The sequence below is a fragment of the Bradyrhizobium sp. CIR18 genome, assembly GCF_014198295.1.
GTDB lineage: Bacteria > Pseudomonadota > Alphaproteobacteria > Rhizobiales > Xanthobacteraceae > Bradyrhizobium.
Genome location: NZ_JACIHF010000004.1, coordinates 259,009 through 283,290 on the forward strand (window position 1 = coordinate 259,009; position 24,282 = coordinate 283,290).

At 61.4% G+C, this 24,282-nt stretch carries 23 protein-coding genes; 7 read left to right on the top strand and 16 right to left on the bottom strand.

What is annotated here, in order from left to right:
* The first annotated feature begins 66 nt into the window (after nucleotides 1–66).
* Both GGD65_RS17000 and GGD65_RS17005 read left to right on the top strand, forming a co-directional pair.
* Nucleotides 67–2,079: a hypothetical protein gene (locus tag GGD65_RS17000; protein ID WP_183235979.1), complete on the top strand. Its 2,013-nt coding sequence runs from the start codon at nucleotides 67–69 to the stop codon at nucleotides 2,077–2,079.
* A 106-nt stretch (nucleotides 2,080–2,185) separates the two neighbouring features.
* Nucleotides 2,186–3,655: an exopolysaccharide biosynthesis polyprenyl glycosylphosphotransferase gene (locus tag GGD65_RS17005; RefSeq protein ID WP_026201608.1), complete on the top strand. Its 1,470-nt coding sequence runs from the start codon at nucleotides 2,186–2,188 to the stop codon at nucleotides 3,653–3,655.
* Nucleotides 3,656–3,710: 55 nt separating this feature from the next.
* Here GGD65_RS17005 and GGD65_RS17010 read toward each other — a convergent pair whose 3' ends face one another.
* On the bottom strand, nucleotides 3,711–4,079 hold the full coding sequence (locus GGD65_RS17010) for an H-NS family nucleoid-associated regulatory protein (protein ID WP_018316114.1): 369 nt from the start codon (nucleotides 4,077–4,079) through the stop codon (nucleotides 3,711–3,713).
* A gap of 696 nt (nucleotides 4,080–4,775) precedes the next feature.
* Between GGD65_RS17010 and GGD65_RS17015 the strand changes: the two genes are divergently transcribed.
* Nucleotides 4,776–5,159, top strand: a complete 384-nt coding sequence (locus GGD65_RS17015) for an H-NS family nucleoid-associated regulatory protein (protein ID WP_018316113.1) — start codon at nucleotides 4,776–4,778, stop codon at nucleotides 5,157–5,159.
* Nucleotides 5,160–5,287: 128 nt separating this feature from the next.
* Here the strand turns inward: GGD65_RS17015 and GGD65_RS17020 are convergent, their stop codons facing one another.
* From GGD65_RS17020 to GGD65_RS17030, 3 genes are all read right to left on the bottom strand, one after another.
* Complete coding sequence (locus GGD65_RS17020; protein WP_246783312.1) at nucleotides 5,288–6,364, bottom strand: nucleotidyltransferase family protein; 1,077 nt, start codon at nucleotides 6,362–6,364, stop codon at nucleotides 5,288–5,290.
* Complete coding sequence (locus GGD65_RS17025; RefSeq protein WP_246783313.1) at nucleotides 6,351–7,592, bottom strand: serine/threonine protein kinase; 1,242 nt, start codon at nucleotides 7,590–7,592, stop codon at nucleotides 6,351–6,353. The genes GGD65_RS17020 and GGD65_RS17025 overlap by 14 nt, the downstream gene beginning before the upstream one ends.
* Nucleotides 7,593–7,673: 81 nt before the next feature.
* The gene (locus GGD65_RS17030) at nucleotides 7,674–7,895 is read right to left on the bottom strand and encodes a hypothetical protein (protein WP_245283133.1); all 222 of its coding nucleotides are present in this window, start codon (nucleotides 7,893–7,895) and stop codon (nucleotides 7,674–7,676) included.
* A 685-nt stretch (nucleotides 7,896–8,580) separates the two neighbouring features.
* Here GGD65_RS17030 and GGD65_RS17035 point away from each other — a divergent pair.
* Together GGD65_RS17035 and GGD65_RS17040 are read left to right on the top strand one after the other, a co-directional pair.
* Nucleotides 8,581–8,796 carry a hypothetical protein gene (locus GGD65_RS17035; RefSeq protein ID WP_179731121.1) on the top strand — a complete coding sequence of 72 codons (216 nt, stop codon included), beginning with the start codon at nucleotides 8,581–8,583 and terminating at the stop codon, nucleotides 8,794–8,796.
* Between the two features lie 851 nt (nucleotides 8,797–9,647).
* Nucleotides 9,648–9,845, top strand: a complete 198-nt coding sequence (locus tag GGD65_RS17040) for a hypothetical protein (protein WP_246783314.1) — start codon at nucleotides 9,648–9,650, stop codon at nucleotides 9,843–9,845.
* 31 nt (nucleotides 9,846–9,876) lie between these two features.
* On the opposite strand, the gene GGD65_RS17045 is transcribed toward GGD65_RS17040, so the two are convergent.
* The 10 genes from GGD65_RS17045 to GGD65_RS17090 all read right to left on the bottom strand — a co-directional run bounded on the left by GGD65_RS17045 (nucleotide 9,877) and on the right by GGD65_RS17090 (nucleotide 19,049).
* Complete coding sequence (locus GGD65_RS17045; RefSeq protein WP_183235981.1) at nucleotides 9,877–10,878, bottom strand: formate dehydrogenase subunit gamma; 1,002 nt, start codon at nucleotides 10,876–10,878, stop codon at nucleotides 9,877–9,879.
* Between the two features lie 39 nt (nucleotides 10,879–10,917).
* Nucleotides 10,918–11,514, bottom strand: a complete 597-nt coding sequence (gene fdh3B, locus GGD65_RS17050; RefSeq protein WP_018316106.1) for a formate dehydrogenase FDH3 subunit beta — start codon at nucleotides 11,512–11,514, stop codon at nucleotides 10,918–10,920.
* Nucleotides 11,515–11,526: 12 nt separating this feature from the next.
* Nucleotides 11,527–14,469, bottom strand: a complete 2,943-nt coding sequence (locus GGD65_RS17055; protein ID WP_183235982.1) for a formate dehydrogenase subunit alpha — start codon at nucleotides 14,467–14,469, stop codon at nucleotides 11,527–11,529.
* A 14-nt stretch (nucleotides 14,470–14,483) separates the two neighbouring features.
* Nucleotides 14,484–14,693 (bottom strand): twin-arginine translocation signal domain-containing protein, encoded by a 210-nt coding sequence (locus tag GGD65_RS17060; RefSeq protein ID WP_026201605.1) that lies wholly within the window; start codon nucleotides 14,691–14,693, stop codon nucleotides 14,484–14,486.
* A 29-nt stretch (nucleotides 14,694–14,722) separates the two neighbouring features.
* The gene (locus GGD65_RS17065) at nucleotides 14,723–15,502 is read right to left on the bottom strand and encodes a molecular chaperone TorD family protein (protein WP_179731125.1); all 780 of its coding nucleotides are present in this window, start codon (nucleotides 15,500–15,502) and stop codon (nucleotides 14,723–14,725) included.
* Between the two features lie 137 nt (nucleotides 15,503–15,639).
* A complete protein-coding gene (locus GGD65_RS17070; RefSeq protein WP_183235983.1) occupies nucleotides 15,640–16,275 on the bottom strand; it encodes a DUF3306 domain-containing protein in 636 nt (211 codons plus the stop codon).
* On the bottom strand, nucleotides 16,272–16,787 hold the full coding sequence (locus GGD65_RS17075; protein ID WP_179731129.1) for a DUF3305 domain-containing protein: 516 nt from the start codon (nucleotides 16,785–16,787) through the stop codon (nucleotides 16,272–16,274). Before GGD65_RS17075 ends, GGD65_RS17070 begins: the two co-directional genes overlap by 4 nt.
* On the bottom strand, nucleotides 16,784–17,791 hold the full coding sequence (locus GGD65_RS17080) for a DUF6352 family protein (protein WP_183235984.1): 1,008 nt from the start codon (nucleotides 17,789–17,791) through the stop codon (nucleotides 16,784–16,786). The genes GGD65_RS17075 and GGD65_RS17080 overlap by 4 nt, the downstream gene beginning before the upstream one ends.
* Nucleotides 17,788–18,327, bottom strand: a complete 540-nt coding sequence (locus GGD65_RS17085) for a DUF6505 family protein (protein ID WP_018316100.1) — start codon at nucleotides 18,325–18,327, stop codon at nucleotides 17,788–17,790. The genes GGD65_RS17080 and GGD65_RS17085 overlap by 4 nt, the downstream gene beginning before the upstream one ends.
* Nucleotides 18,324–19,049 carry a biotin/lipoate--protein ligase family protein gene (locus GGD65_RS17090; RefSeq protein WP_312017713.1) on the bottom strand — a complete coding sequence of 242 codons (726 nt, stop codon included), beginning with the start codon at nucleotides 19,047–19,049 and terminating at the stop codon, nucleotides 18,324–18,326. The genes GGD65_RS17085 and GGD65_RS17090 overlap by 4 nt, the downstream gene beginning before the upstream one ends.
* Before the next feature lie 179 nt (nucleotides 19,050–19,228).
* On the opposite strand from GGD65_RS17090, the gene GGD65_RS17095 reads away from it, so the two are divergent.
* Complete coding sequence (locus tag GGD65_RS17095; protein ID WP_183235985.1) at nucleotides 19,229–21,199, top strand: 4Fe-4S binding protein; 1,971 nt, start codon at nucleotides 19,229–19,231, stop codon at nucleotides 21,197–21,199.
* A 52-nt stretch (nucleotides 21,200–21,251) separates the two neighbouring features.
* On the top strand, nucleotides 21,252–21,551 hold the full coding sequence (locus GGD65_RS17100) for a hypothetical protein (RefSeq protein ID WP_038970411.1): 300 nt from the start codon (nucleotides 21,252–21,254) through the stop codon (nucleotides 21,549–21,551).
* A gap of 7 nt (nucleotides 21,552–21,558) precedes the next feature.
* On the opposite strand, the gene GGD65_RS17105 is transcribed toward GGD65_RS17100, so the two are convergent.
* Together GGD65_RS17105 and GGD65_RS17110 are read right to left on the bottom strand one after the other, a co-directional pair.
* Complete coding sequence (locus GGD65_RS17105; protein ID WP_183235986.1) at nucleotides 21,559–22,848, bottom strand: c-type cytochrome; 1,290 nt, start codon at nucleotides 22,846–22,848, stop codon at nucleotides 21,559–21,561.
* Between the two features lie 523 nt (nucleotides 22,849–23,371).
* Nucleotides 23,372–23,692, bottom strand: a complete 321-nt coding sequence (locus tag GGD65_RS17110; RefSeq protein WP_183235987.1) for a hypothetical protein — start codon at nucleotides 23,690–23,692, stop codon at nucleotides 23,372–23,374.
* Between the last annotated feature and the right edge of the window lie 590 nt (nucleotides 23,693–24,282).

Genomic DNA, 24,282 nt, shown 5'->3' on the forward strand with positions numbered 1-24,282 from the left:
TCGTAGCGGCCTCCGCGTTCTCCGGCCGGTGGATCGGCGGAGTGGCCGCACCACGATGAGGTTCACATGATTATCCGCCTTGTCATGTTGGCCGAGTTCGTGGCGATTACCGCGGCGCTCGCGATGCCGGAAAGCCTGCAAAGCTGGGTGTTGGCATCCTTCGTACTTGCAACGGCCGCGCTGGTCGTAGCGATCTTTCCATCGTCCACCTCCCTCGGGCTCTCCAAGCTGCTCCGGCCCGGTCTCGTCGCTGTACTCGTGGCTCCGGCGCTCTGGATGGCGTTACAGGCAGTGCCGATGCCCATGGGCACATTCGGCAATCCCATTTGGGCCACTGCATCGGCCGCCCTGAACGAGTCGCTCGCCGAAATAGTCACGGTCGATACCAGGGCGACTATGGTCTCGCTCTCGCAGTATTGTGCAGTGCTCGCCGCGGCCCTCCTCACCGCGGTCATCGCGCTTGATCGATACCGCGCGGCGCAAGTCCTTCATATTCTCCTGTCGATAGCCACGATCGCCACTGCTATGTGGTTCCGTAAGGAAACAACTGGTATTGCCGGGCCCGATGGCTCAACCGTCGCTGTGCTCGGCGTTTTGCTTTCCTGTGCGACGGCAATACGAGCGCTCGATCAGCTACGACGGCACAGTCGGCCCGGAACAATCGCGCCAGCCCCGCTCCCGGCTCTGTTCGCGGCGATCATCGCAATGATCGTCTGCCTGGCCGCGCTGCTCAGCCGGGCCAACTCCACCGCCATCGTTTCTGCCCTCCTCGGATCAGGAATCTTGCTATCGGTATTCGCTATTCGCAGGTGGTTCTTGGGCTTGTGGGGTACCGCCGGCATTTTCGCAACAGCCGCGATATTCTCTATTGCCAGCGTCACGGTCATTCCGTTCAAAACGAACACCGATCTGACGATCGCCTTGTCAACGAGCAGCCAGATCGCGACAGAACGGATGCTGCAAGACGTCGCGCCGGCAGGATCCGGTGCGGGCGCTTCGGCGGTCCTCTTGCCGATTTATCGCGACGTTGGAACCGACGCGACACGAGAAAGACCAACCGCCGCCGCAGCCATTGTCATAGATATGGGCTGGGCCTTCCTTTGCGGCCTCGTAATTATAGCGATGCTCGGCGCCTGTATTCTGGTCAGGCGTTCCCTTTCTCGAGCTTACGATTACGTGTACCCGGCCCTGGGCGCGGGCGCTTCGATAGCGCTAACGATACTAGCCTTTGCCGATCACGGAATTCTGGGTTTGGGCGCGTCGCTTTTGGTCGCTGCGCTTTTTGGACTGGCGTTCGCTCAAAGCCTCCCCGGCGCGGGCCGAGACGCCATATCCGCGGAATGGAAGGCGCCTTCGGAGCGGATGGCCGGTCCGGCCCCGGCGCCGCTTCCAAAGTTCGCGTCGTCATTGAACGCGATTTGGCCCCGCGCTGCCCTGATGCTGCTTGGAATCGCGCTGATCATGCAGGCAGTATGGACGGTCCCTCCGGAGTGGTATCTCGGTGGTCAATCTTCTTTGTCGACAGCCCTATCGACAATGGCGCCATGGCCGTACGGGATCTCGAAACCGGTTTCAGTTGCGGCAGCACGTGAAGACTTATCTCTCCGAGGAGAAGCGAGATCCGGCTGGGATTCGGCACCAGCTGCGGACGAGCAAAAGACAGATTCTCCAGCGGCTTCAAAAGCGTTTGCTCGTGCATTGCGCTCTTCGCCCCTCCGCGGCGACATTTGGCTCTTGCTCGCGGCGGCATCGAAGCACAATTTGGCTGAGTCTAGCACGGCAGCGATGCTCAAGATGTCGTGGTACACCGCGCCCAACGAGTTGGATCTGCTTCCGTTGAGGCTGTCCATCGCACTCGCTACAGATGCAGTGCTACGGGACTTCGAGTTCCGTGACTTGATCAAACGAGACGTCAGCATCGTCGTTACGCATCAGCCTATCGTGAGCCCGGTGCTTGCGGCCGCATACCGGTCGTCTTCGGCCGACGGAAAGGTCTATCTCGAGAGCCTGATTTCGGAGCTGGATCCGTCGTACCTCGACAAGATACACGCGCGGAACTCCCGACAGGGATCTCGATAAACCCTCCGGGCGGCACGGAATGCTAGATAGCCAAGGTTGGTATTTTTTCTTGATAAATTCAGTTAATTAATAATATATTAAATATTAACTCGCTGGTGCCCGAGAAATGAACTTCGTGAACCGACATTTTCCCGATCGAGAGGTTACGGATCGTGTCAGTCCCGGGCCGGCTGTGTCCCGCCAGCACAAATGGCCCCTCCGTTATGACTCGGTTGAATACGTGGCGCTCTGCGCGGATATTGCGACCATTTTGTTTGCGAGCGTCGCTTCCACATTGCTGCATCAGGCTAAAAATGGACAGGCCGCAGGCGACTTGGGCGCTGCAACTGGCCTGGCGCTAGTAAGCGCGGCTTATCTCGTTTGCGTGCTGAAGACCCAGGGCCTTTATCAGCCAGTTGAGCTCCTCGCCCTCCGAAACCAAATACGCGTCGTCTGTATGGCTTGGACGTCGTTGTTGCTCTTCATCTGGGCCGTGTCCGGCTTTGCGGTTCGCCCGGAGTCTTCTCAGCAAGCAGCCCCGCTTTTCGCCGTCTTGGGCCTCGGCTTGCTTATGGCCGAGCGGTGGGGGGTCAAGGCGCTTCTCGGAAGGGGACTCAGCGGCAGAAAGTTCGCCGAGACAAATATTGTTCTGATCAGCGATCAACCACTATCGAAGAACGCGGGGCTGTCTGAAGCGCTCGCCATGCACGGTTATTGCGTCAAGGGACGGTTCAGCTTGCCTCCAATGGGCTTTGGTCCTGTCTGTCGAAGGCGGCTCACCGCCCGCGTGATCGATTACATTCGCAGTTGCCAGCTTGAGCAGGTGGTGGTGGAAGCTAAGCCGGAACGATGGCACGAACTTCGGGCCCTCATTGCCGATTTACGGGTATTGCCGTTCCCAATCATGTTTGTGCCGGTCGGCACACCATCCGAATTGCTTCGACATCATACGCGAAGTCTTGGAAGCGCCGTTTGTGTAGAACTTCAGCCCGGCCCCCTCACACCGCTGGAATGCGCGACGAAGCGGATGATTGATATTATTGGCGCGGGACTCGCGCTGGCGATACTTGCGCCGCTGCTTGCGTTGGCCGCGGTCGCGATCAAACTGGATTCTCCGGGCCCTGTATTCTTTCGGCAGAAGCGCTGTGGCTTCAACGGCCGGACCTTCTTGATCCGCAAGTTCCGGACCATGCATGTGCTCGAGGACGGGCCCGTGATCCTTCAGGCCCACCACGCCGATCGACGTGTCACCCGCGTCGGCAAATGGCTACGGCGGTCAAGCTTCGATGAACTGCCACAGCTGCTAAATGTTCTTGACGGCAGCATGTCGCTGGTGGGTCCGCGTCCCCATGCCTTGGCCCACGACGGGGAATTTGACAAGCTCGTGCGAAACTACGCGTTTCGCCGCAGGGTCAGGCCAGGATTGACTGGATGGGCCCAGATCCACGGCTGCCGCGGTGCAACACCCACAGCGTCCATGATCGAAGCACGTGTACAGTACGATCTCTGGTACATCGACAATTGGAGTCTTCGGCTGGATCTCGCAATCGTGTTGCAAACTCCGATGGAGGTCTTGCGGGGCCGCAACGCCTACTAGGGTTGATCCCCGCCCAAAGCCCCAGACTCCGCAACCCCGCTGGCGCAGCGAGGTTTCACGCCCGCTGCCGGAGCTTCGGAGCCGCTGCCCCTATGCGAAACTCTTCGATCCGACGGCCGGATTTCATGGCAGCAACCAACCACCGCGGCCGCTTGCCACGCCCTGACCAGGTTTCGGAAGTCTGGGGGTTACGATATTTCGGCAGCACGCGCGGATATTTGCGCCTCTGCTTGCCGGTCGGCGAGACGCCCGGCCCACCTGCTTCGGCCAACACAGCCATCCCCCCGCCGAGAACCGCCAGGCGTTTCTCGAGTTCCTGCTTCTCGGCCTTAATCCGATCCGACAAAATGCCGCTAATTTCCTCATGAAGCGACCATAGATCGTCGAGAGACATCGCTTCTAGTTCGAGCTTCTTGGTCGACATGCTAGCATCCTGTAGTTGCGCCCATTTAATATTGTCCCGGCCGGGTAATCAAGAACCAAGTGGTCAGCTTATTCAAAAATATGTGGAACCGAACGGCAGGTTCGTGCTCCACATAACTGCGCCGCCGGTTCTGATCAAGACAAAAAAATGAACTTATCCGCTGAATTTAATAGCGGCCGAAGTAACATTACGCGCCTTGCGTGCACCGACGTCTCGACTCAAGTGAAGAATGAAACGTTGGGTCGGGCGTGGGATCGACCTCCCATGCCGCGCCCTCGAAAAACATATCCGTCACGCGGGCCGCGCTGCTTCGCTCTTACTGAAATGCGACCATGGACCCGCGGCATCCGGGATGCTGAGGGACTGCAATACGCCTGAGGGCGAGCCGTCGCAGCTGGATTTGTGGCTTCAAAGCCTGGCTATCAGTCTATTCAGCCGCGGGCGCGATGAACCGGCTGATGGCCTCCTGAAAGCGCCCAGAGGGCAATCGATAACATCCGACCCCTTTCTCCGGGGCATTAAAAATAACGAAAATAATCCTCGCAATAAATATTAAATAATATATTATTTATTTATCGTCACGCTAATTTGAAAAACCAGCCTTGGATCTATCCCCAGATTTGGCGCTCGGAAACGATACTCGGCGTGGAGATGACAAGATAGTCGGGGCGTGGGTCGAACGGTGACCAGAATCGTATGCGCAGGCAAGATCTCGAAACCATGGATTTTGAGGAACTTTGGCTCCTCCACGAGGAGCTAACAAAGATTCTTGCTGAAAAAATCACGGCCGAAAAGCGCGAGTTGGAGAAGCGCCTGGCGCAACTCAATCAACCGGAACAGGTCGGTGAGCCCGAGAGCGGGGCGGCAGAGATGGGCCTAGGCCAGCCTCCCCGCCGCAAATACCCAAAGGTCGTACCGAAATACTTCAACCCTCTCAAGCCGACCGAGACTTGGTCTGGACGTGGCAAACAGCCGCGCTGGCTGGTCGCCGCACTACAATCAGGGCACACATTGGAGGAGTTCAGGATTCACGAGAACGGTGAAGCCTCCGACCAGAATGCTGGTGGTCAGGGGCATTGATTGCCCTGCCACTGCAAATCCCGCATGCGCGAAATCGTTTGATCCACGGAAGCTGGCAGCCGCTCGGAACGCGGCCAATGGAAAGCGTTCGCTTCGGAGCTGCCGCCTTTACGGAGAAGCTTGTGATTTTAGGCCTTCCCTGCGCGCACCGCGACGGCCGCCTTCAACAGAAACTGCAGGGTTCCCATCCTCGGCAGGGACCACAATCCACGCCGGCGCGCAGTGGGTTGGATGGTGTCATTCGCCATCTTCCGGTAGTTTCCGAGATCCAGCATCATCATTGCGAGGAAGGGCACGCGTGTGGCCGGAAATCGTGCTTGCATCAACTGTCGCATGAACTGCAGACGGGGAATCAGCCGAGAGCGCAACTCTTGCGGAATCTCGACGCCAAGCAACTCAGAAAGAGCGAACAGCTGAGTTTCAACCGCGTTCTTCATCAATTCGCCTGACACAAGAGAGGCAAGCTCTTTCCAATCCAGGCCCTCAGCAGAATTGCTCATATCGCGCAATTCCACAAGGTGCCGCAGATCGAGATCGCCCAGCCAATAACCGTAGTCTTGAAATTGATCATGGATGATCAACATGAGCGCCCGGTAGGTGGGCGCGGGGATATACACGCGTCCGCGCCCCAGCGGCGCCGGCACACAATGGTTCAGCGGGTGCCCGAAGCTCTGGTAGAGGTACGCAGGACCTGGAGCTGCCCGCTGCAGGTCGATGGTCCCGACATCCTGCGAGCGATTTAGCTCGACATGCCATCTAGGGCTTTCAGGAGGGGTCTCATAGTCTACATCGTAGCCAATTGCGCATAGGGCGGAGACCGCCAATCTGGCGTCGTCCGGCATAACCATAATATCCAGGTCAGACATTAGCCGAACGCCTCGTCGCTCCTCGGGCGCGGTCACCAGTGTCGATGCCCCCTTGAGCATGATTGGCGTAATTCCCAGGTCGTTCATCGCAATGACGGCTTCTTCGAGTTGAGCGACGAGCCGATTGTTCCGCAGCACGTTCCGGCGGTGGATCTGGCGAATATATCCGCAGACGTCCTCCGAAAGGATCGGTGCAAATTTGTCGACAAAATCGATGAGCGCCGGCGTCGTCAGTGTCTGATTTGCGAGCGCGATTACGGACGTCCACTCGACATCGACAGGTGGCATGCCTCGCAGGCAATTGCAGAGGCTCGTCAGCGCCGCGCTATGCCTTGCCATTGCATAGATCCATAAGCACGCGCCGAGCCTCCGCGGCCTCGCAATAGGTGAGTTGAAGCGAGCGCGCGCCCGCGATGATCCGCTTCAAGGCGAAAAAGCCGGCCTGCGAAAGTCTTCCGTCAGCAGCAAACGCGTTATCGATGAGCCGCTTCATCGAATCCAGTCGATCTATCGCGGTTAGTTCGGCCGGACCGCTCGCGACACGGTTCAAGAAGATAATCCAGCTTGCGGAAAAGCTCTGGCGGTACGCATCCGCAATGGGTACGTATCGCACCAGAACGCCGTCGGAGCGGCAATGCGTCGCATCGTACCGGCCGCCATGTAGTCGCGAGAGCAAATCCCACGATCCCTCCTTGAGGGTGAGTGCAAACGGGATGCCGCAGATCGCTCCGTCCGCGCCAACCAGCGCAACGTCATCGCCGGCGTACCGAAGTCCGGCATCCACCAACTGCAATGAGAGGGTAGACTTTCCAGCTCCCGGTTGGCCGCACAACAACAGGCCCATACCGTCCTTCACAAGAGAAGCGGCATGAAGGGAGAAGGTCCAGCGATCGCTTCGAATAAGCCGCTCGGTGATGTGAGCTTTGATCGTTGGGGCCAGAGCCTCGACTTGACATCTGGAGATGCTGGAATCCTCTCCGCGCAAGATCACTTGCTCGTCCAGCATCATTGCCTCGATCGCAATGTCGTCATCGCCGCCGGCGCTCTGGTCTGAAACACAAAACAGCGAGCGCAGCCGCCCCAACAGGTCCCGATTTGCAGCTCGGACCCCTATTCGGTGCCGGCCCAGTACCGCTGAGAAGGCACAATCGGTCCGCATTTGCCAGTCGACCTCGAGCAACGCTCGATCGATCCAGGCATCTACGACCTGTCGCGTGAACTGGCGCGCCGTGTGCTCGTCAACGCCTAGCGTCCCAAGCCCCTTACAGGCGTCTTCCAGAGAGGCGCCTTGCGCCAGCTTACACCAGATGAATGCCCCTATTCGGTCCAGTTCAAAGATCTTCTGCCCTGCTCCGCTGAAGAGCACTGATCGACCGTCCAGCAGTGCGAACACTGCGTCCGAAGCCGGTCTCAACACCATCTCTGCCGACGATCTTTCCAGCACGGCTCCAACCAATGTGAAGACATCTGCCTCGCTGTACCGACGAAGCGACGACAGCGCCTGGGATGCTATCGTCGCGGCCTCGGCAGCCCACGAAGTCAATCCGAACCATCCGCGGCGCAGCAATTCCCGTCTGCCGGGCACAAGTGACCCAATCGGCCTCGTTTCGAAGCGACAATCCGGTCCGTCATGCCACAGCTGGCCGCCCTACCCCCTCCCTCCGGAGAAATGTTCAACACCTGCTCTCAAAGAAAGTGCGCTCGCGCTCAACCGATGAGCATCCAGGAGGTACCGATAGGCTTCGCGATCGGCACTGCGTTCTCGCAGAATGCGCTCCTTCTCGCCAATGCCTATCAAATCCGCGCGCATCTGGGCCAACTGCGGCGCATCGGGGGCGAAATCGTACTCGCTAAGAGTTAAATCCCACATTGTCTCCTCCAGCCGAACGAAACCTGGACGAGCTTAGCTTACGTGATCGGCAGCAATTAACAACGATATTTACAACAGTGCCATATAATCAAAATTTATTTCATATTTGAACCGAACCTGACCACCCGTTACCAAAGCTAATTGGCGGCGCGCACCGGACTGATGGCAGGTAGTGAGGGATGGGCCGAGCGTGCGAAGGGCCCGACCTTTTCGATGACGACACCCCGCCGCGACAGCCCACAAAATAAATCGACCGAGAGTCGCAAACCGGACCGACAACACGAATTTAATCGCGCATTAAATGCGAAAAGATAATGTTAACGAGTTGCGTGAGGGGGAGTGAGACCAGTGATCCGGTTGGCCGATCTGTCCGTCAAGAGGAAGATATTTAGCAGAATATTTGGCACGAAGCCGCAGGGATTTGGACATGCTAATTGTGAGGGCCTCCCAGAAGCCTTCGGTTGAAGCCGAAAGCCTCATTTCATAGGCCTGCCGGCTAAGCCGGCGGTATCCCGAGAATTCGCCAAGCAGGAATCCGGTCGGTTGGAGAAGCGTCGTCACGAGCAAGCTGCCCTTTGCTCGACAACGACCCCAGGTGCGATGCCCCCCCAAGTAACCCGCACCGACGAGAGCGCACTCCAGCCGACCGGCCCCTTTTTCAGCAGTATGTTTCTGGGAGGGTCACATGGGTATGGTCATGGTCGAGTGTCCGCAAACGGGTCGCGCGATTCCTACCGGCATCAAATCCGATCGCGAGACTTTCCTGCGGAGCATCGTGTTTTTCGGCAATACTCTTTGCCCAATCTGTGAGGCCAATCACAACTGGTTCGCCCGCGAGGCCTGGGTCGAAGAATCAATCGTCCGGACGGTGGATATCCTTCGTGCGGCTCCTTCGCGCTGAAGTAATGCCAGGGCCATTTCAAAGCGCGCGTCCAAACTCCCTTTTCCGATGCAAGCATTTTGATGCAATGCACTAGAGTGCTCGAAAATATTTCTGCGTATCGTCGTAAAGCGAACGGACGACTCCGGGATCCATTGCTTAGAAATTATTGTCACGTCGTCACAAATTCGATCTTCCCGTCACGGATTCGGCAAGGCCTGTTGGGGTGTTATAGTGAGTACTGGGGTTTGCAGCCTGGCTGTTCTGCATCATACAGCGATCGAGCTCGTTAACCTGCTCGCTCAATTGAAGCGGCTCCGGGAGAGAGTACGAAGGGCGGAAGCACGGCGCTCGGGAGACAGACGACCATCGGCGTCGCGTGCGCGAAAGCCACGAGCAACGAGATATCGCACGCGAACGATTCCCAAGTTAGTGCATTTCTGATCACCATGCTGCCTGAATCAAAGACCAGCATGGATGCGCAACGCCTATTCGCCGCAAGCGTGCCGTGTCCTCTCTAGCCCGCCTTCGACAGGCGCCAATTGCCTTCGATGGATCCTTTGGGGTCTACCGGTGCCCACATCCCGCCCACGAGAGCGAGGCCATACGGCCACTTGCACAGCGGCAAACATCGCAGCTTAGACCCTGATTCCGGCTCTCATCACGACCAAAGTCGCATCACAACAGACAGCGCCGAACGTATTCGCGCGAGTCTGATCGGGCTCTTCCCGTTTCCTCGCTTCGTACTTCCGGCTTCGTTGGACGAGACGCGTCGATGACTTCGGAACCGCTAGCTGTGAAGTGGCTCACATTGCGCAAGACAATATACGTGTATCCGTCGTGCTGGGTGGACATGGCAGACGGAGATGCGCATGAAACGCCTCTTGCTCTCGCTCATTGCAGCCTTGCTTCTCGCCGGAGCGGCCAGCAGCATGCTCAGATCGCACGCACTGTTCGATCAGAACGGCATGCCATCCATCCAAGAATTGCAGACAGGTCAGGCGAACAAGCTCCCTGAACAGGAGATGCAGGACCGTTCGATCTTGTTTGCGAAAGAACCGGCGCAATAGAGCGAACCACCCGCTTTCGCGGCTGTCCGTCTTACTCTGCCGCCTCGGTTGCGGGTCGTGACTGTCCGTCGTCGGGCCCCGCTCGTGCCGTCTCCTGGTCGAACCAGAGGCTATGGTGCTCGCGCGCCCAGTTGACGTCGACCTCGCCTGAGCCCATCGCCTCGAACGCACCTTCCATTCCGATCGTGCCAATATAGATGTGCCCGATCATCGCCGCGACAAACAGTACGGCCACAATGGAGTGGACGATCTGGGCCATCTGCATGGCCTCGATCCCGGTCATATAGAACGGGAACATGAGCGCGTACCCGGTGATTGCAACCAAGCCGCCGCCGATCACGACGATCCAGTAGATCATCTTCTGGCCGGCATTGAAGCGATAAGCCGGCGGATGATCGTGACCGATCAGGCCGCCGCCGCGCCTCGCCCAATCGACATCCACCTTGTTCGGGATATTGCCGCCGATCCACATCAGGAAGATCAGGACGACGCCGATGGTGAAGGGGAAGCTCAGATAGTTGTGGGCGTACTTGGCCCATTGCGACCATTCGGAGAAAGCTTCGAAGCCGATCAGCGGCAGCAGCAATGGCCGGCCGAACGTGATGTTCAGCCCGGAAATGGCCAGGACAATGAAGCAACTCGCGGTCATCCAGTGCACGAAGCGTTCAAACATGTTGAAGCGCACGATGGTGCGGCCCGACCGTCCGGCTTCGAGACGTACCATCCCGACGGAGAGATAGAAGATCACGATGATCGCGATCATGCCAAGGATGGCAACGCCCCCGACCCAGCGCAATGTCACGTTGCGGAACTCACGCCATTCCCGCCCCTGCGGCTGCTCGAGAACGCCCGACCGCTGATCGGGAATGCTGACGCGCCCCTGGATCCGGTTGAGCTCCTGCAAAAGCTGCTGCTCCTTGACCGCACTCGCGGTCGGATTGACCTGCTGAGCAGTTGCGGGCGCCGCCATGGCCAAGAGGAGCAGCGCGCACGCGCCGAAAGCCAGGCGAATGATCCTTTCAATTGACGCCATCACGTCCTCCCGGTGTTGTGCGCCCTTCGATTGTCCATTTCAGGACTCGATCGTCTCGCGATACGCGGTCTTCCAGCCCCACGCGCCCGAGCCGTAGCCGCGCTTCAAGACGCGCTCCTTGTAGATCTGGGCGATGATCTCGCCGTCGCCCGCAAGCAACGACTTGGTCGAGCACATTTCGGCACACAGCGGCAGCTTGCCCTCGGCGAGGCGGTTCGCGCCGTACTTCTCGTATTCCTCCTTGCTTCCGTCGGCCTCCGGGCCGCCGGCGCAGTAGGTGCATTTGTCCATCTTGCCGCGCGAGCCGAAGTTTCCGACCTTCGGATATTGCGGCGCGCCGAACGGACAAGCGTAGAAGCAATACCCGCAGCCGATGCAGAGATCCTTGGAATGCAGGACCACGCCATCGGCGGTGGTGTAGAAGCAGTTCACCGGGCACACCGCCGCGCAGGGCGCGTCGGTGCAATGCATGCAGGCCATCGAGATCGAGCGCTCGCCCGGCTTGCCGTCATTGATGGTGACCACGCGGCGCCGGTTGATGCCCCAGGGCACCTCATGCTCGTTCTTGCAAGCGGTGACGCAGGCATTGCATTCGATGCAACGGTCGGCGTCGCAGAGGAATTTCATACGTGCCATCGTCGTTGCTCCTTATGCCGCCGCGATCTGGCAAAGCGTGACCTTGGGCTCCTGCATGCCGGTCGCGGGATCGTATCCGTAGGTGGTGATGGTGTTCGCGCTTTCGCCAAGAACGATCGGATCGGTCCCTTTCGGGTAGGCGCTGCGAAGATCCTTGCCTCCCAGCCAGCCTCCGAAATGGAAAGGCATCCAGGCGACGCCCTTGCCGACGCGCTCAGTGACGAGCGCCTTCATCCTCGCCCTGGAATTGTTCTCGGCGCCCGTGACCCAGACCCAGCCGCCATCCTTGACACCGCGATCGGCAGCATCGGCCGGATTGATCTCGATGAACATGTCCTGCTGCAGTTCGGCAAGCCACGGATTGGTCCGCGTCTCCTCGCCACCGCCCTCATACTCGACCAGACGGCCCGAGGAGAGGATGAGCGGGAACTGCTTGGCAATCCCCTTTTCCACGGCAGCCTTCTGCACCGAGAAGCCGATATTGGGCATGCGGAACTGCTTGGCATCGGGCAGCGTCGGATATTTCTCGACGAGGTCGACGCGTGGCGTGTAGATCGGCTCGCGATGGACCGGAATCGGATCAGGCAGTCCGAATGCGTTCATGCGAGCCTTGCCATTGCCGTAAGGCACGCAGCCGTGCTTGAGCGCGACCCGCTGGATGCCCCCCGAGAGATCGAGCGACCACGACACCGAATCCGGATTGGTCGGATTGACCTTCATGATCGTGACCATCTCCGTTTCGGTGAGATCGGTGTCCCAGCCGAGCTTCTTCAGGCTCGCCAGCGTGAATTCGGGATAGCCGTCCTGGATCTCGGAATCCTTGGAATAGGATTTGTCGGCCAGCATGCTGACCTTGCGCGTGGTTCCGTCCGGCAGCTTCTCCTCGCGCTCGATACCGAAGCGTGGTCGGAACGTGCCGCCGCCGTCCATCACCGCGAGATTGGTGTTGTAGAGCAGCGGCGTGCCGGGATGCCTGACTTCCGGCGAGCCCCAGCACGGCCACGGCAGGCCGTAATAATCGCCACCGACTTCGGGATCGTCCTTCGGCGCGCGCATCGTCAGCATGTCGAACTTTGCTTGGTTCTTCATGTGCGCCTTGAGCCGCTCCGGCGACTGGCCGCAATAGCCGGTCGACCAGCTGCCGCGGTTCATCTCGCGCAGCACGTCTTCTGCTTCAGGCAGGTTGTTCTCGACCTTGATCTTCTTGAACATCTGGTCGGCGAAGCCGAGTTTCTTGGCCATGAGATAGATGACCTCGAGATCATCCTTGGATTCGAATATCGGCTTCACGATCTGCTCGCCCCATTGCAGCGAGCGGTTCGAGGCGACGCGAGATCCCTTGCACTCGAATTGCGTGGCCACCGGAAGAATGTAGATGCCGTCCTTGCGGCCAGCCTCCACCGCCAGCGACGCCCAGGTCGTGGGATGCGGGTCGGCAATGACAAGCAGGTCCAGCGCCTTCAGGCCCTTGAGAGACTCCGGAATGCGGGTGATGCTGTTGCTGGCGTGTCCCTGAACGAACACGGCCCGCACGTTGTCCTTCTGAGCGACTTGATCTTTCGGCAGCGTCACCGCCTCGAACCAGCGGGTCAGCGGAATGCCAGGAGTTTCCATGATCTGCTTGGAATCAAAGCGCAACTTCAGGAACTCGTAGTCGACTTCCCAGACCCGCGACCAGTGCTTCCAGGCGCCTTCTGCAAGGCCGTAGTAGAACGGCAGCGTCACGATATCGAGCCCGACATCGGTCGCGCCCTGCACGTTATCGTGGCCGCGGAAGATGTTGGCGCCCATGCCCGGTCCGCCGACATTGCCGGTCATGAGCAGCAGGATGCAGCTCGCCCGCACATTGGCGGTGCCGACGGTCTTCTGGGTCTGGCCCATGGCCCAGATCAGCGTCGACGGCTTCTCGGTGGCGAACATCTTAGCCACCCGCTTGAGCTGTTCGCCGGGAATGCCGGTGACGCGCTCGACCTCTTGCGGATTCCATTTCTCCACTTCCTTGCGGAGATCGTCGAAGCCGTAGACGCGTTGCTTGATGAATTCCTTGTCCTCCCAGCCGTTCTGGAGGATGTGCCACATGATGCCATAGAGCACGGGAATGTCGGTACCCGGACGCATCCGCACGTATTCCGTCGCGTGCGCGGCGGTGCGCGTCATGCGCGGGTCGATGACGATGAAGTTGGCCTTTTGCAGCTCCTTGCCCTCGAGCAAATGCTGCAACGAAACCGGATGCGCCTCGGCCGGATTGCCACCCATGATCATCTGGGTCTTGGCATTGCGAATATCGTTGTAGCTGTTCGTCATCGCGCCGTAGCCCCAGGTGTTGGCGACGCCGGTGACGGTGGTGGAATGGCAGATGCGTGCCTGATGATCGGTGTTGTTGGTGCCCCAGAACGCCCCGAGCTTGCGGAACAGATACGAGCCTTCATTGGTCATCTTGGCCGAGCCGAGCCAATAGACGGAATCCGGCCCCGATTTTTCGCGAACCTCGAAGATCTTGTCGCCGATCTCGTTGATCGCGGTGTCCCAGGAGACGCGCGTCCATTGCCCATTCACGAGCTTCATCGGATAGCGCAGACGCCGCTCGCTGTGCACCAGCTCGCGCACCGAAGCGCCCTTCGCGCAATGAGATCCGCGATTGATGGGGGACTCCCAGCTCGGCTCCTGGCCAATCCAAACCCCGTTCAATACTTCCGCGGTCACGGTGCATCCGACCGAGCAATGCGTGCAGATGCTCTTCTTGACGGCGGCGCCGGCGGTCAGCGGACCCGCCACGGCCGCTTCCGCCTTGCGCACGCCTGAAACCGGCAGGGTGCCGAGGGCTGCGAGCGCGCCACCCGCAAGACCGGACCGGCGCAGGAAGGTACGGCGATCGAGACCGGTAGTCTGGCTTGCAAGGGTGTTCGCGACAGAACCGCGGCGATTGGAATTCTGGTGGGTTCGCTTGATAAGCACGGGCGGCCTCCCTCTCAAGTCGGGTAGCGATTGACGCGGTAATAGGCCTTCACGTGGTCGGATTCCTTGTAGCGCGCCTTGCGCTTCTCATCGTTGTTCTCGCTGTCCGCTTGCGCGGAGCCGACCAGCGGCGTCGCGAGCGTCGCGCCCGCGCCGACCGTACCGATGCCGACCTTGCGCAAGAAATCGCGGCGTCCGACCTTGGCTTTGGTTTCTTCACTCATCGCATTTCTCCCGGACCGACGCGCGTCGATCAGTTGGCGAATGTGAATGCTTCCGTCTCGATCCCGATGAAGGTGCGACCGAGCGCGCCGACCGCCCGATAGAAACGGGCGTTCCCGGCACTCTCGATGTCGGCGAACAGCCGCGCCATCCAGGGCGACACATGTTTTTCGAAGAAGGCGCGCTGGGCATCGGGCGAGACGCCGAAGCGTCCGTCGGCAAGGCCCGACATGATCTCGCACAGGATGGCGGCGGAATCCTCAGGTTCGGAGTTGTTGGCAACCCGCTCGATGCCGAGCCCCGCCAGGTCCGCACGCAGGCGCGACAATGGCCGTTCGTTGAGGAAGCCAGTGAGGTAATAGGAGGCGTAGGGCAGCAATTCGCCGCGGCCGAGCCCGACGAACAGGTCGAAATATTCGCGCTCGACTTTCGCCGCGACAGCGCTTGAGGCCGCCTCAGCCAGCGCAACATGCGCGCGCCCGAGCGGCGTCGTGTCGCCCGTCAACATGGAAAGCTGGTCGAGCAATCGTCGCGACGGCGGCGCAGACAGCAGCATTGCCAGCAGCGCGTATTCCTGCGCCCGCGCAGCATCGACGGGATCGACGAGCTCTGAGGAAACGGCTTGTTCGCTGTAGAGGTCGGGCCGCAGGTCGTTGCGAGGAACGCCGGTGGCGGTTTCGACCGCAATCACCCGTTGTGCGGGCACGCGCGTCCAGTTCGAGACGGACGGCTGGCTGATGCCGATTTTGCGCGCAAGCTGGGCGATGCCGCCCGCGGCATCGATCGCACGATCAAGCCCGTCATCACGCACGTGGACCTCCCATCCAAGAGTCCCGTCTGCTTGATTTTTGCTTTTCTAACAAAGCACTAGGAAGAAGCGTAATCCCGGTTCCACGAACCGTCAATCGCCCGCCCATAGCCCAAGCCTATAGTCTTTGGTCGTGCTGCTCAGTGCGGCAGTGCACCACCGTGCGTACGCGGCCTGACGGGCTCGGCAAAATCCGCAGGTCTGTCCGCCACCGTCGGCTGCGCTGCAACAGGGATCGCCGGGCATTCCGCCTCGATCGGTGGCTCGACGACGTCGGATACGGCTGTCGAATCGGTTTGATGCAAATGCGCTGAAGAATCCGCAGTTTCAACCGGCGCCTCGGGGAGAGATCGGACTGCCTCACGCACCCCGCCGACGATGCGATCGACGAGTGCGGCCAGTTCCTCCGAAGAGCAATCGAGCGGCCCAAAACCCGACATCGCGGTCGGATCGTTGAAGTCCCACGCATTCTCCGCGAGCCCGATGAAGTCGCGAATGGCGGGATCGGCCGCCCAGGCGCGGCGAAGGGCCGCACGGCTCAACTCCTGCGGAATACCCTTGCGCAGGAACGCGGTGACGTCGGTCGCAGCGTTGATCTCGTCGATCGATGGCAGGCTTGAGAGGTCGAACTCGCTCTCGCCGTCCTTCGCGACGTCCTTTGCACCATCCTTGGCCTCGGGCGGCGGCGCGGGCTGCGCCTCGGCAGGCTTAGCCGGCTCCGGTCGCGACTCGCGCTTGCGGCGGGACCAACGCGCAAGGAACTCTTCCTCGCTCATTCCTGTCCGCCTTCATGTTCGCGCCGGGCGAGCGCCTCGGGGTCAGCCCGGCGCCGCGTGCGCTTGACGAACTCCCGCTCGACATGGTGCTCGACAACGAAGCTTTCAATCACCTCCCGCAGCACCTCCGGCATCGGCACCGCCTCGACGAGATTGTCGGCAGCCTCGGTAAAGCTCTCGCCTTCCGCGGGATCGGCGGTAACGGTCGTGACGACATAGGGCCACACGCCTTCCGAAGGCGACAGCACGGTCCAGATGCTCGGACTGCCGGAGGCGAGATTGTCGCGATAGCGCGCCGTCTCGGACGGATAAAGATCCACGGTCGCGCTTCCGGCATAGAACAGCGTCGTGCCGTCCTGCTCGCGAAGCACGGTCCAGGGTCTCGTGGCGGGCTCGTCCGGCAGGATGGCGACGCCACGCCAGATGAAATCGACCCAAGGAGAGTCGGCCTTGCGCCGCTCCACCACGACACCGACCGGAATCGACAGCAATGGCAGCGCCGCGGGGCTCATGTCACCATCTCCAGACGTTTGACCGGCAAGCCTGTCAGCAGATTCTGGGGCTTCATGCGCAGTTTTTGATCCGCCGACATCGACAGGATCAGGTAGACCGGCTCGTCCTCGACATCGTCGAGCGCGAGCGCTGAATCGACAAAGGTGAGGCGGAACAGCGCGAGCACACGGTCGGCGCTGGGCCCGTCGAGCTCCTCGCCGTGCCAGAGACGATCACCGAGCCTTGTGGCATCGGCATCGAGCCCGACATACCAGGTGAGCTTTGCGTCCTGCAGTGCGCGCAGCGGTTCGATCGTGACGTCCAGACCGAGCAGATGAGAGAGCCAGCGCCTCATCACCTGCGCCAGGGCAGTCGGCCCCATACCGTCGGCCGTGAGGTCGAAGGCCATGTCGAACTGGTCGCTGCGCTGCCAATAGGCAGCAACATTCTCCGCGTTCAAGACATCGACCACCGCATCAGTCGTGGCGCCCAGCATCGACATCAGCGAGAGCACCGGAGTTGGGCTAATTCCGCCGACGATCTCCTCGTCGCCGAGCAGCAGGGCCTGCTCATGCGGCAGAATCCGCTGGGCGCGGAAGAACAGTTCGGCCGCGCGCAGCACGAACGGATCGTCGCAACCGTCGAGCGCATTGCGCAGGATGACGTGCACGAGCTGATTGACGAACAGCGGCGGCAGATCGTTCGCGCCTGCGCGCACCGTCGCAAGATAAGCGGCTTCGAGCGTCGGATGCCGCAACAGGAGATCGCGAAAGGCCAGCACGAACTGCCAGTTCTCCCGGGCGTCGGGGTCGGCAATGCCGGCGATTTCGCCGGCGCTGACCGGTTGGCGCGGATCGGAGAGCAACTCCCGGTGCAGCCGGCGTTCGACCTGACACGCATCCTCCGGCGGCATCAGCTCGGGACGGGCAAAATAGGCCTTGAGGAATTCGTCGGTAATGCGGAGCCCACCGCCCTCGTCGCGATCGAGCAGATGATGGCCGCAGGCAATCCAGAAATCGTTCATCTGGCGGTTGGCCTCCGGCCCAGATCCACAAGCTTGAGATTGCCGTCAGGCTCGATGTCGTCCTCCATTTCCATGAACGAGAACGCCTTGCCGTGCCCCTGCCCTTCGCGCAGTTGCAGTCGGCGGAAGGACTCGCGAACCTCGCCGTCGCTTACGGCCCGGTGCACCGCAACAAGGGAGCTGATCGGATGGCTGCAGAGCGACTGCGAAAACGCTACCTCCTCCTCTGCGGCGCTCTTCGCGGCCGCCATATCCGGCGCGCCGAAACGATCGACCAGTTGCCCGGCAAGGAGATCGACCAGGCTGCGGTAATCGTCCTCGGTGGCCGGAACGATCTGCGCCAGCGTCGACCAGCCCCAGGATTGCACCCCGAGGAAACCGCCGCGAAAAGCCGCGCGCGCCTTTCCCTCGAGCTTCGCAGCATCGCAATCCCAAAAGCGGAAAACGCCGGAGACAGCCCATTCGCCCGGCTCCGCCGCCACATCAAACACGAATGTGTCGGAGGGATCGAGCGCGATGGTGCGCAGGAGCTTCACAGCCGCGGCCCCCCGAGTGCCGGATCGAGCCAGGATGGGGTCGCGAGCGCCTGCACGAGGTCGCCACGCTCGATCGCGCCGATCCCGATCCGGCGCGTGAGGAGATCGCCGCGATCATCGATGCGCTGAACGGTCTGCCGCTCGCGCGGCATGCGGGACAGATATTCGCGCGCGACGCCGTCAAAACCGTCCGCCTGCCAGCCATCGAATGCCAGCATCAGGTGCCGGGCAAAGCTCTCTGTGATCTGCGCCGCGCCGGCCTCACCAAAGCCTTCCAGGTCGAGCGCCGAGGCGAGCGGATGAACACCAGGCTCGTCGTCATTCATGGCAATCGTCCGGATCATCGCGCCGAACACCAGCCACGGCGACGGCTCCTCCTCAACGGCCGCGAGAGGCCACCCCATGCGGCCGCCGCCGACCAGGCCTCCGTCGATCCAGACGGCGTCCGGCCAGCCGATCGCGATCGACTTGCTCGGCGGCGCGTAGGCGCGCAGGGCATCGGTGAGCGCGACCATGCCGGCGTAGAACGCGCGTCGCGCGCTGCGCAGCGGCTCAGCCGGCTCGAGCACCACGGCGAACTCCGCCAGGTCAAAGCGCCCAACGTAGACGAGCGTGCCGGCGCCACTCTCCGGTGCAATGCGGCATGCTTGGGCAAAAGCGTTGCCACTCTCGCGCAACCGCACCAATGTGAACGGCGGCGGCAGATGGATCGGTTCCGCCACGGAAACGTGGCTGACAGGGGTCGACGTCAGGCCGTCCTCCGCTTTCCTTTTCTTCCCGATGAATAATGTCTATACGAGGCGAAGGGTCGGCGCGAGTCCGTCGTCGGCGCCCGAATGGCGGAGGGGTCAACCTGGAACAGCCATCGAAGACCGTCCTGATCTGCTCGTGCGAAGACACGATGCGTCTCGACATGGCCGCGATCCGGCGCGGATGTCCGAACAGCGAGATCAGAGGCTTTCGCCATCTCTGCGGGCCCGAACTCGATCATTTCCGCAAGGCAGCCGCGGAGACTGGCCCGCTGACGGTCGCCTGCACGCAGCAGGCCGCGCAGTTTTCGCACGAGGCGGGCGAACGGGCCAAGGCGATCAGCTTTGTCAATATCCGCGAGACGGCCGGCTGGTCACACGAAGGGGCGCGCACCGGCGCGAAAATGGCCGCCCTGTTGGTGGCCGCCTCCATCCCGGCGCCCGACTATCCGCTGGTCACCCTGTCGAGCGACGGCGTGATCCTGATCTATGGGCGCGACGAAGCCGCGATCGAGGCCGGCCGGCTGCTTGCGGATCACCTCGACGTCACGGTCATGCTGAAGCAGATCAGTGACACCGTGCCGCAGGCGGCAACGGTCTTCCCGATCGTGAGGGGCACCATCCGCTCCGCAAAAGGACACTTTGGCGCCTTCGAGCTCACGATCGACGACTATGCCAGGCCCCGCCCCTCCTCGCGCGATCGCTTCATGCTTGACCCTCCCCGAAACGGAGTGACGTCGCACTGCGATATCGTGCTGGACCTTTCGGGCGGAATGCCACTGTTTCCCGCACACGACGTGCGCGATGGGTATCTCCGCGCCGACCCGAACGATCCCGCCGCGGTGCTGCGTGCCGTGCTCGCCGCACGCGATCTCGTCGGCAGCTTCGACAAGCCGAAATATGTCGACGTTACGCCCGGTCTTTGCGCCCATTCGCGCTCGAAGCGCACGGGGTGCCATCGCTGCCTCGATCTCTGCCCGACCGGCGCAATCACGCCCGCCGGCGATCATGTCGCTGTTGACCCGAACATCTGCGCGGGCTGTGGGCAATGCGCCGCCGCCTGCCCGACCGGCGCTGCATCTTACACATTGCCGCCTGCCGATACGCAGCTTCAACGAATTCGCGCCATGCTGCTCGCCTACCACGAAGCCGGCGGCGCCAACGCGGTGCTGCTGTTCCATGACGGCCCGCACGGCACACCGCTGATCGATGCTCTGGCACGACATGGCGACGGTCTTCCGGCGAACGTGCTTCCCTTTGTCGTCAACGAACTCACGCAGGTCGGGCTGGAAGCGATCGTCGGCGCATTCGCATATGGCGTAACAGCCGTGCGCTTCCTGCTGCGGGCAAAGCCGCGCCACGATGTGACCGGACTATCGCAGACGATCGGCATTGCCGATGCGATCCTTGGCGGTCTCGGATTTGAGGGCCAGCGCGTCGCCACGATCGAGACCGACGACCCTGACGGGCTCGGCGGCCATCTGACCGGCATCGGCATGCTTGCGGCGGTCGCAACACCGGCGACCTTCAAGACCGTCGGCAAGCGGCGCGACCTCCTGCGCTTCGGCCTCAGCGAGCTGCATCGCCTTGCGCCAAAGCCGGTGGACGTGATTGCGCTGCCGCAGGGCGCACCAGTCGGCGCGATCAGCGTCGACACGGGCGGCTGCACGCTGTGTCTCTCGTGTGTCTCCGCCTGCCCGACCGGCGCGCTGCGCGACGACCCCGAGCGGCCCGTGCTGAAATTCATCGAGGATGCCTGCGTGCAGTGCGGCCTGTGCCAGACCACCTGTCCGGAAAAGGTCATCACGCTCAAGCCGCAGATCGATTTCCGCGCCGCCCGCGCACCCGCCGCGGTCATCAAGGAAGAGGAGCCCGCGCTCTGTGTCCGCTGCGGCGCGGCCTTTGGCGTCAAAAGCACGATCGACCGGATCGCCGCCAAGCTCGAGGGGCGGCACTGGATGTATCCCGCCGGCGACAAACGGATCGAGGCGCTCAGGATGTGCGCCGACTGCCGCGTCATCGTCATGAGCGAGCAGCAGTTCAATCCGTTCAAGGGCGTTCCCGAACGCACGCCACCGCGAACCACGGACGACTACCTACGTCAGCGCGAGGGCAAGGACTAGACAAGACCACCAGACATCTACGCAGGGGCAGGAAACCAGGGGGAGCATCACCATGTCTCGTTTGATCACAGCTCTGTCGACGTGCTTGATCTCCATCGCTTTCGCCGGCGCAGCGGCCGAAGCTGCCGCTCCTCCACTGACCAAGGCACAAAAGGTTGCCGTGAAACAGGCGATCGCCGCCTGCAAAGCCGAGGCCAAGGGCAAGAAGATCGCATGGCTGTCGCGTCGCAAATACGTCAATCACTGCGTCGCGGAAGCGCTCAAGGAGCACCCCAGCATCGACGTCATTCAGATCCTCAAGCAACATCCGGAGATGAGGGATCTTCCGATGGACAATTGGGATTCGATCTGAGAGGCAGCTATCGCGATGTCACGCGGCCAAGGAAATCGGTGAGCGCGCGGCGATCCTCGGGCGAGCCGATGCGCTGCTCCGGCATCTTGGTACCGGGGGTGTAGGCGTTCGGTCCAACCTCGAACAGCTTTGCAACCGTCTCCGGCGTCCAGACGATGTCCATCGTCTTCAGGGCATCGGAGAAGCGGTAGCCCGGCAGCGATGCGATCTTACGGCCAAACAATCCGGCAAGGGTCGGGCCTGCGCGCTGGACCTCCTTGTCCGACAGCGTGTGACAGGCAACACACGCCCGGAATACGTCGGCGCCATGATCGCCGGCATAGGCAGCAAGCGGATCGGCCGGTGAGCCCATCAGACTCGAGCCGACGGGATCGCCAGTGCGTGCATTCCACCGCCTGATCTTGCCGTCCGCGCCCCCCGTCATCAGCGTCTCGCGATCCGGAAGGAAGGCAACCGACCACACCGGCAGCCCAGGCCCGACCAGCGTGCGTAGCAGGCTGCGCGACTTGCGATCGATGATAGCCACTGTGCCTCCGATGCTGGCCGCGGCAATCAGCTTGCCGTCGGCCGACATCGCCAAGGCCACCACTGGTGTTGGGCCGGCCGATACCTCGCCGTTGACCTTGCCGTCCATGGTCAGCATCCGCAGCATGCCGTCGATCCCGCCTGTGACGATTTCACCGTCCGGCGCCACGGCCACCACGTTGAGCGGAGCCGGCAACGTTACGACTTCAGGCTGGCCGTCCGACAACCGCCAGATGCGCAACGTAAGGTCATAGCCGGCGCTGACGAGCGACCTCCCGTCGGGCGTGAAGGCGACGCCGTTGACGTTCTGCGAGTGCCCTTCGAGCACGCGCGACACGCCGTCCGACAGCGACCAGAGCCGCACCGTCCGATCCCATGAAGCCGACGCGAGCAGCGCGCCGTCGGGAGAGACCGCGAGTGCGACGATTGGACCGACGTGTCCCTCGAACACCCGGTCCGGCTGCCGCCTGCCCGCCATCCAGACCGCAATTCGTGCATCGGCACCCGCCGTGACCATGCGGCCGTCGCTCAGAAAGGCGACGGCATTGACTGCATCAGCATGATACCGCAGCACCTCCTCCGCTGGCTCCGCCTTTAGCGACCACCGAATGGCGGCTGAGTCGAAGCTGCCGGACAAGAGTCCGTTCCCATCGGGGGAAATAGCAAGAGCCCGCACGGGGCCGCCGTGTCCCGCCATGTCGGCGTGCACGGATGATACGGCAAAGATGGCCCACAATGCTGCGGCGCCGCCCGCGCAGAAAGGTAGTTTCATTGACCCTCGCCGCGTCACGTTCACGCTCTCAGATTGCCAGAACAGCGGACTGAGGAGAATATCCGAACCGATCTACTTGGCTGGTGCCGTCGTGCTCTTGGACGATCCGTGAGGCGCGGCCTGCATTCCAGGCGGACTCTGACCTTGGGGACTCTCGGCGGGCGCGCCACCCGAACCTGTATTGATTGGGCCCGTCCAGCCTTGCGGCTGTGGTTGACCCTTCTCCTCGGGAGGGCTTGGTGGCGCAGATGAGTTGGTTTGCGCGGGTTGGGCGGAGGCGCTCTGGAAGAAGCAGAGTGCTGCGAAGCACAAGATCGTTGTTGGCAATTTCACGTCGGATCCTCCGGTGCGTGTACTCAACCGGGCAACACGGCCTTCCGTTCCGGAGCGTGCATTGCAATAACCCGACTTCGCCCTCCTCCGCTTGAACGCCGGTGGTCCGAAGACTAGTCTCTTGCTGGTCACGTCAAGGACGACTGACATGCAGGGGCCAACGCGGCCATTTCTGCGGATGATGGCGCGGCTACGCGCTCTGCGCGCGCTTGATGGGCCGGAAGATCCCATTTCCCGGGAAGCCTCGCCCTTCCTGATCCTCGTTGCCATCGTGCTTGCGCTTCTTCTTGCGATATTGGAAGTCGACCTGAATAGCGCGGCGCTTCGGTCCGTAGGCTTGTTGGGCGATGGATTTTCCATCGATCCCATCTTCAAGAGCCCATAAGATCGCTTGTGCCTTGGTGCGATCAACGAGTTTGCTCGCGGCAAGCCGTGTCGTATAAACACCTTGACGTTTCGATCGAAGGAGGCTGCGGATGAAGGCTTTTCTTCTTGGCTGCGTCGCGGCCATCGTGATCGCGATTGCGGGAGTGGTGGTCTTGAATCGGGTCCAGGAGCCCGTCGCCCAAGCGTTTGCTACGACCGGGGTGCGTCTCTGAGACACTCAAATCTCGCAGAGCGTTAGGCCCCGTCGGCCGGTGCCATTCTCCACGCTTCTGCGTGCGAAAGACCCCACGATCGTCTCGGCTTTCGAGACAGTCGGGGCATCCTGTATCGGCAAGACGGCACGCGAGGAGTTCGAGAGCATCGAGGAACACTCGTGCACAGGCCTTGGCGGCTGCGGTGCAAGATATACTGCAAACGCCGAAGACCATCGCAGCGTTCGGCGTTAGCTTTTCCCGACCAGCCCTACCCGTTTTGGCCTTTCGGTGCACACGAAAACTGGAGTGCACATGCGTAGTGGCCTTCACTCAATTGGCATCAGGAACTGGCGCGGCCGAGTCCGCTGCAAGAGACATGATGTGGCTGAGACTTTTCGACGGGGCAAGGGCGGCGAAGGATGATGGAGCGCGAAGCCGGCAAGTCCTCGCCAGTGCTTCGCGTGGAACCTGGCGAAGGCAGTCTAACCCCGAGGTGGTGCGATATTTTTGAACCACTATT

Bases quoted from the DNA above. Each gene is read 5' to 3' on its own strand.
- GGD65_RS17000 (WP_183235979.1), top strand. From the start codon at position 67: ATGATTATCCGCCTTGTCATGTTGGCCGAGTTCGTGGCGATTACCGCG.
- GGD65_RS17005 (WP_026201608.1), top strand. From the start codon at position 2,186: ATGAACTTCGTGAACCGACATTTTCCCGATCGAGAGGTTACGGATCGT.
- GGD65_RS17010 (WP_018316114.1), bottom strand. From the start codon at position 4,079: ATGTCGACCAAGAAGCTCGAACTAGAAGCGATGTCTCTCGACGATCTA.
- GGD65_RS17015 (WP_018316113.1), top strand. From the start codon at position 4,776: ATGCGCAGGCAAGATCTCGAAACCATGGATTTTGAGGAACTTTGGCTC.
- GGD65_RS17020 (WP_246783312.1), bottom strand. From the start codon at position 6,364: ATGGCAAGGCATAGCGCGGCGCTGACGAGCCTCTGCAATTGCCTGCGA.
- GGD65_RS17030 (WP_245283133.1), bottom strand. From the start codon at position 7,895: ATGTGGGATTTAACTCTTAGCGAGTACGATTTCGCCCCCGATGCGCCG.
- GGD65_RS17035 (WP_179731121.1), top strand. From the start codon at position 8,581: ATGGGTATGGTCATGGTCGAGTGTCCGCAAACGGGTCGCGCGATTCCT.
- GGD65_RS17040 (WP_246783314.1), top strand. From the start codon at position 9,648: ATGAAACGCCTCTTGCTCTCGCTCATTGCAGCCTTGCTTCTCGCCGGA.
- GGD65_RS17045 (WP_183235981.1), bottom strand. From the start codon at position 10,878: ATGGCGTCAATTGAAAGGATCATTCGCCTGGCTTTCGGCGCGTGCGCG.
- fdh3B (WP_018316106.1), bottom strand. From the start codon at position 11,514: ATGGCACGTATGAAATTCCTCTGCGACGCCGACCGTTGCATCGAATGC.
- GGD65_RS17060 (WP_026201605.1), bottom strand. From the start codon at position 14,693: ATGAGTGAAGAAACCAAAGCCAAGGTCGGACGCCGCGATTTCTTGCGC.
- GGD65_RS17070 (WP_183235983.1), bottom strand. From the start codon at position 16,275: ATGAGCGAGGAAGAGTTCCTTGCGCGTTGGTCCCGCCGCAAGCGCGAG.
- GGD65_RS17075 (WP_179731129.1), bottom strand. From the start codon at position 16,787: ATGAGCCCCGCGGCGCTGCCATTGCTGTCGATTCCGGTCGGTGTCGTG.
- GGD65_RS17080 (WP_183235984.1), bottom strand. From the start codon at position 17,791: ATGAACGATTTCTGGATTGCCTGCGGCCATCATCTGCTCGATCGCGAC.
- GGD65_RS17095 (WP_183235985.1), top strand. From the start codon at position 19,229: ATGCGTCTCGACATGGCCGCGATCCGGCGCGGATGTCCGAACAGCGAG.
- GGD65_RS17100 (WP_038970411.1), top strand. From the start codon at position 21,252: ATGTCTCGTTTGATCACAGCTCTGTCGACGTGCTTGATCTCCATCGCT.
- GGD65_RS17105 (WP_183235986.1), bottom strand. From the start codon at position 22,848: ATGAAACTACCTTTCTGCGCGGGCGGCGCCGCAGCATTGTGGGCCATC.
- GGD65_RS17110 (WP_183235987.1), bottom strand. From the start codon at position 23,692: ATGGCCGCGACGCAGCCAAGAAGAAAAGCCTTCATCCGCAGCCTCCTT.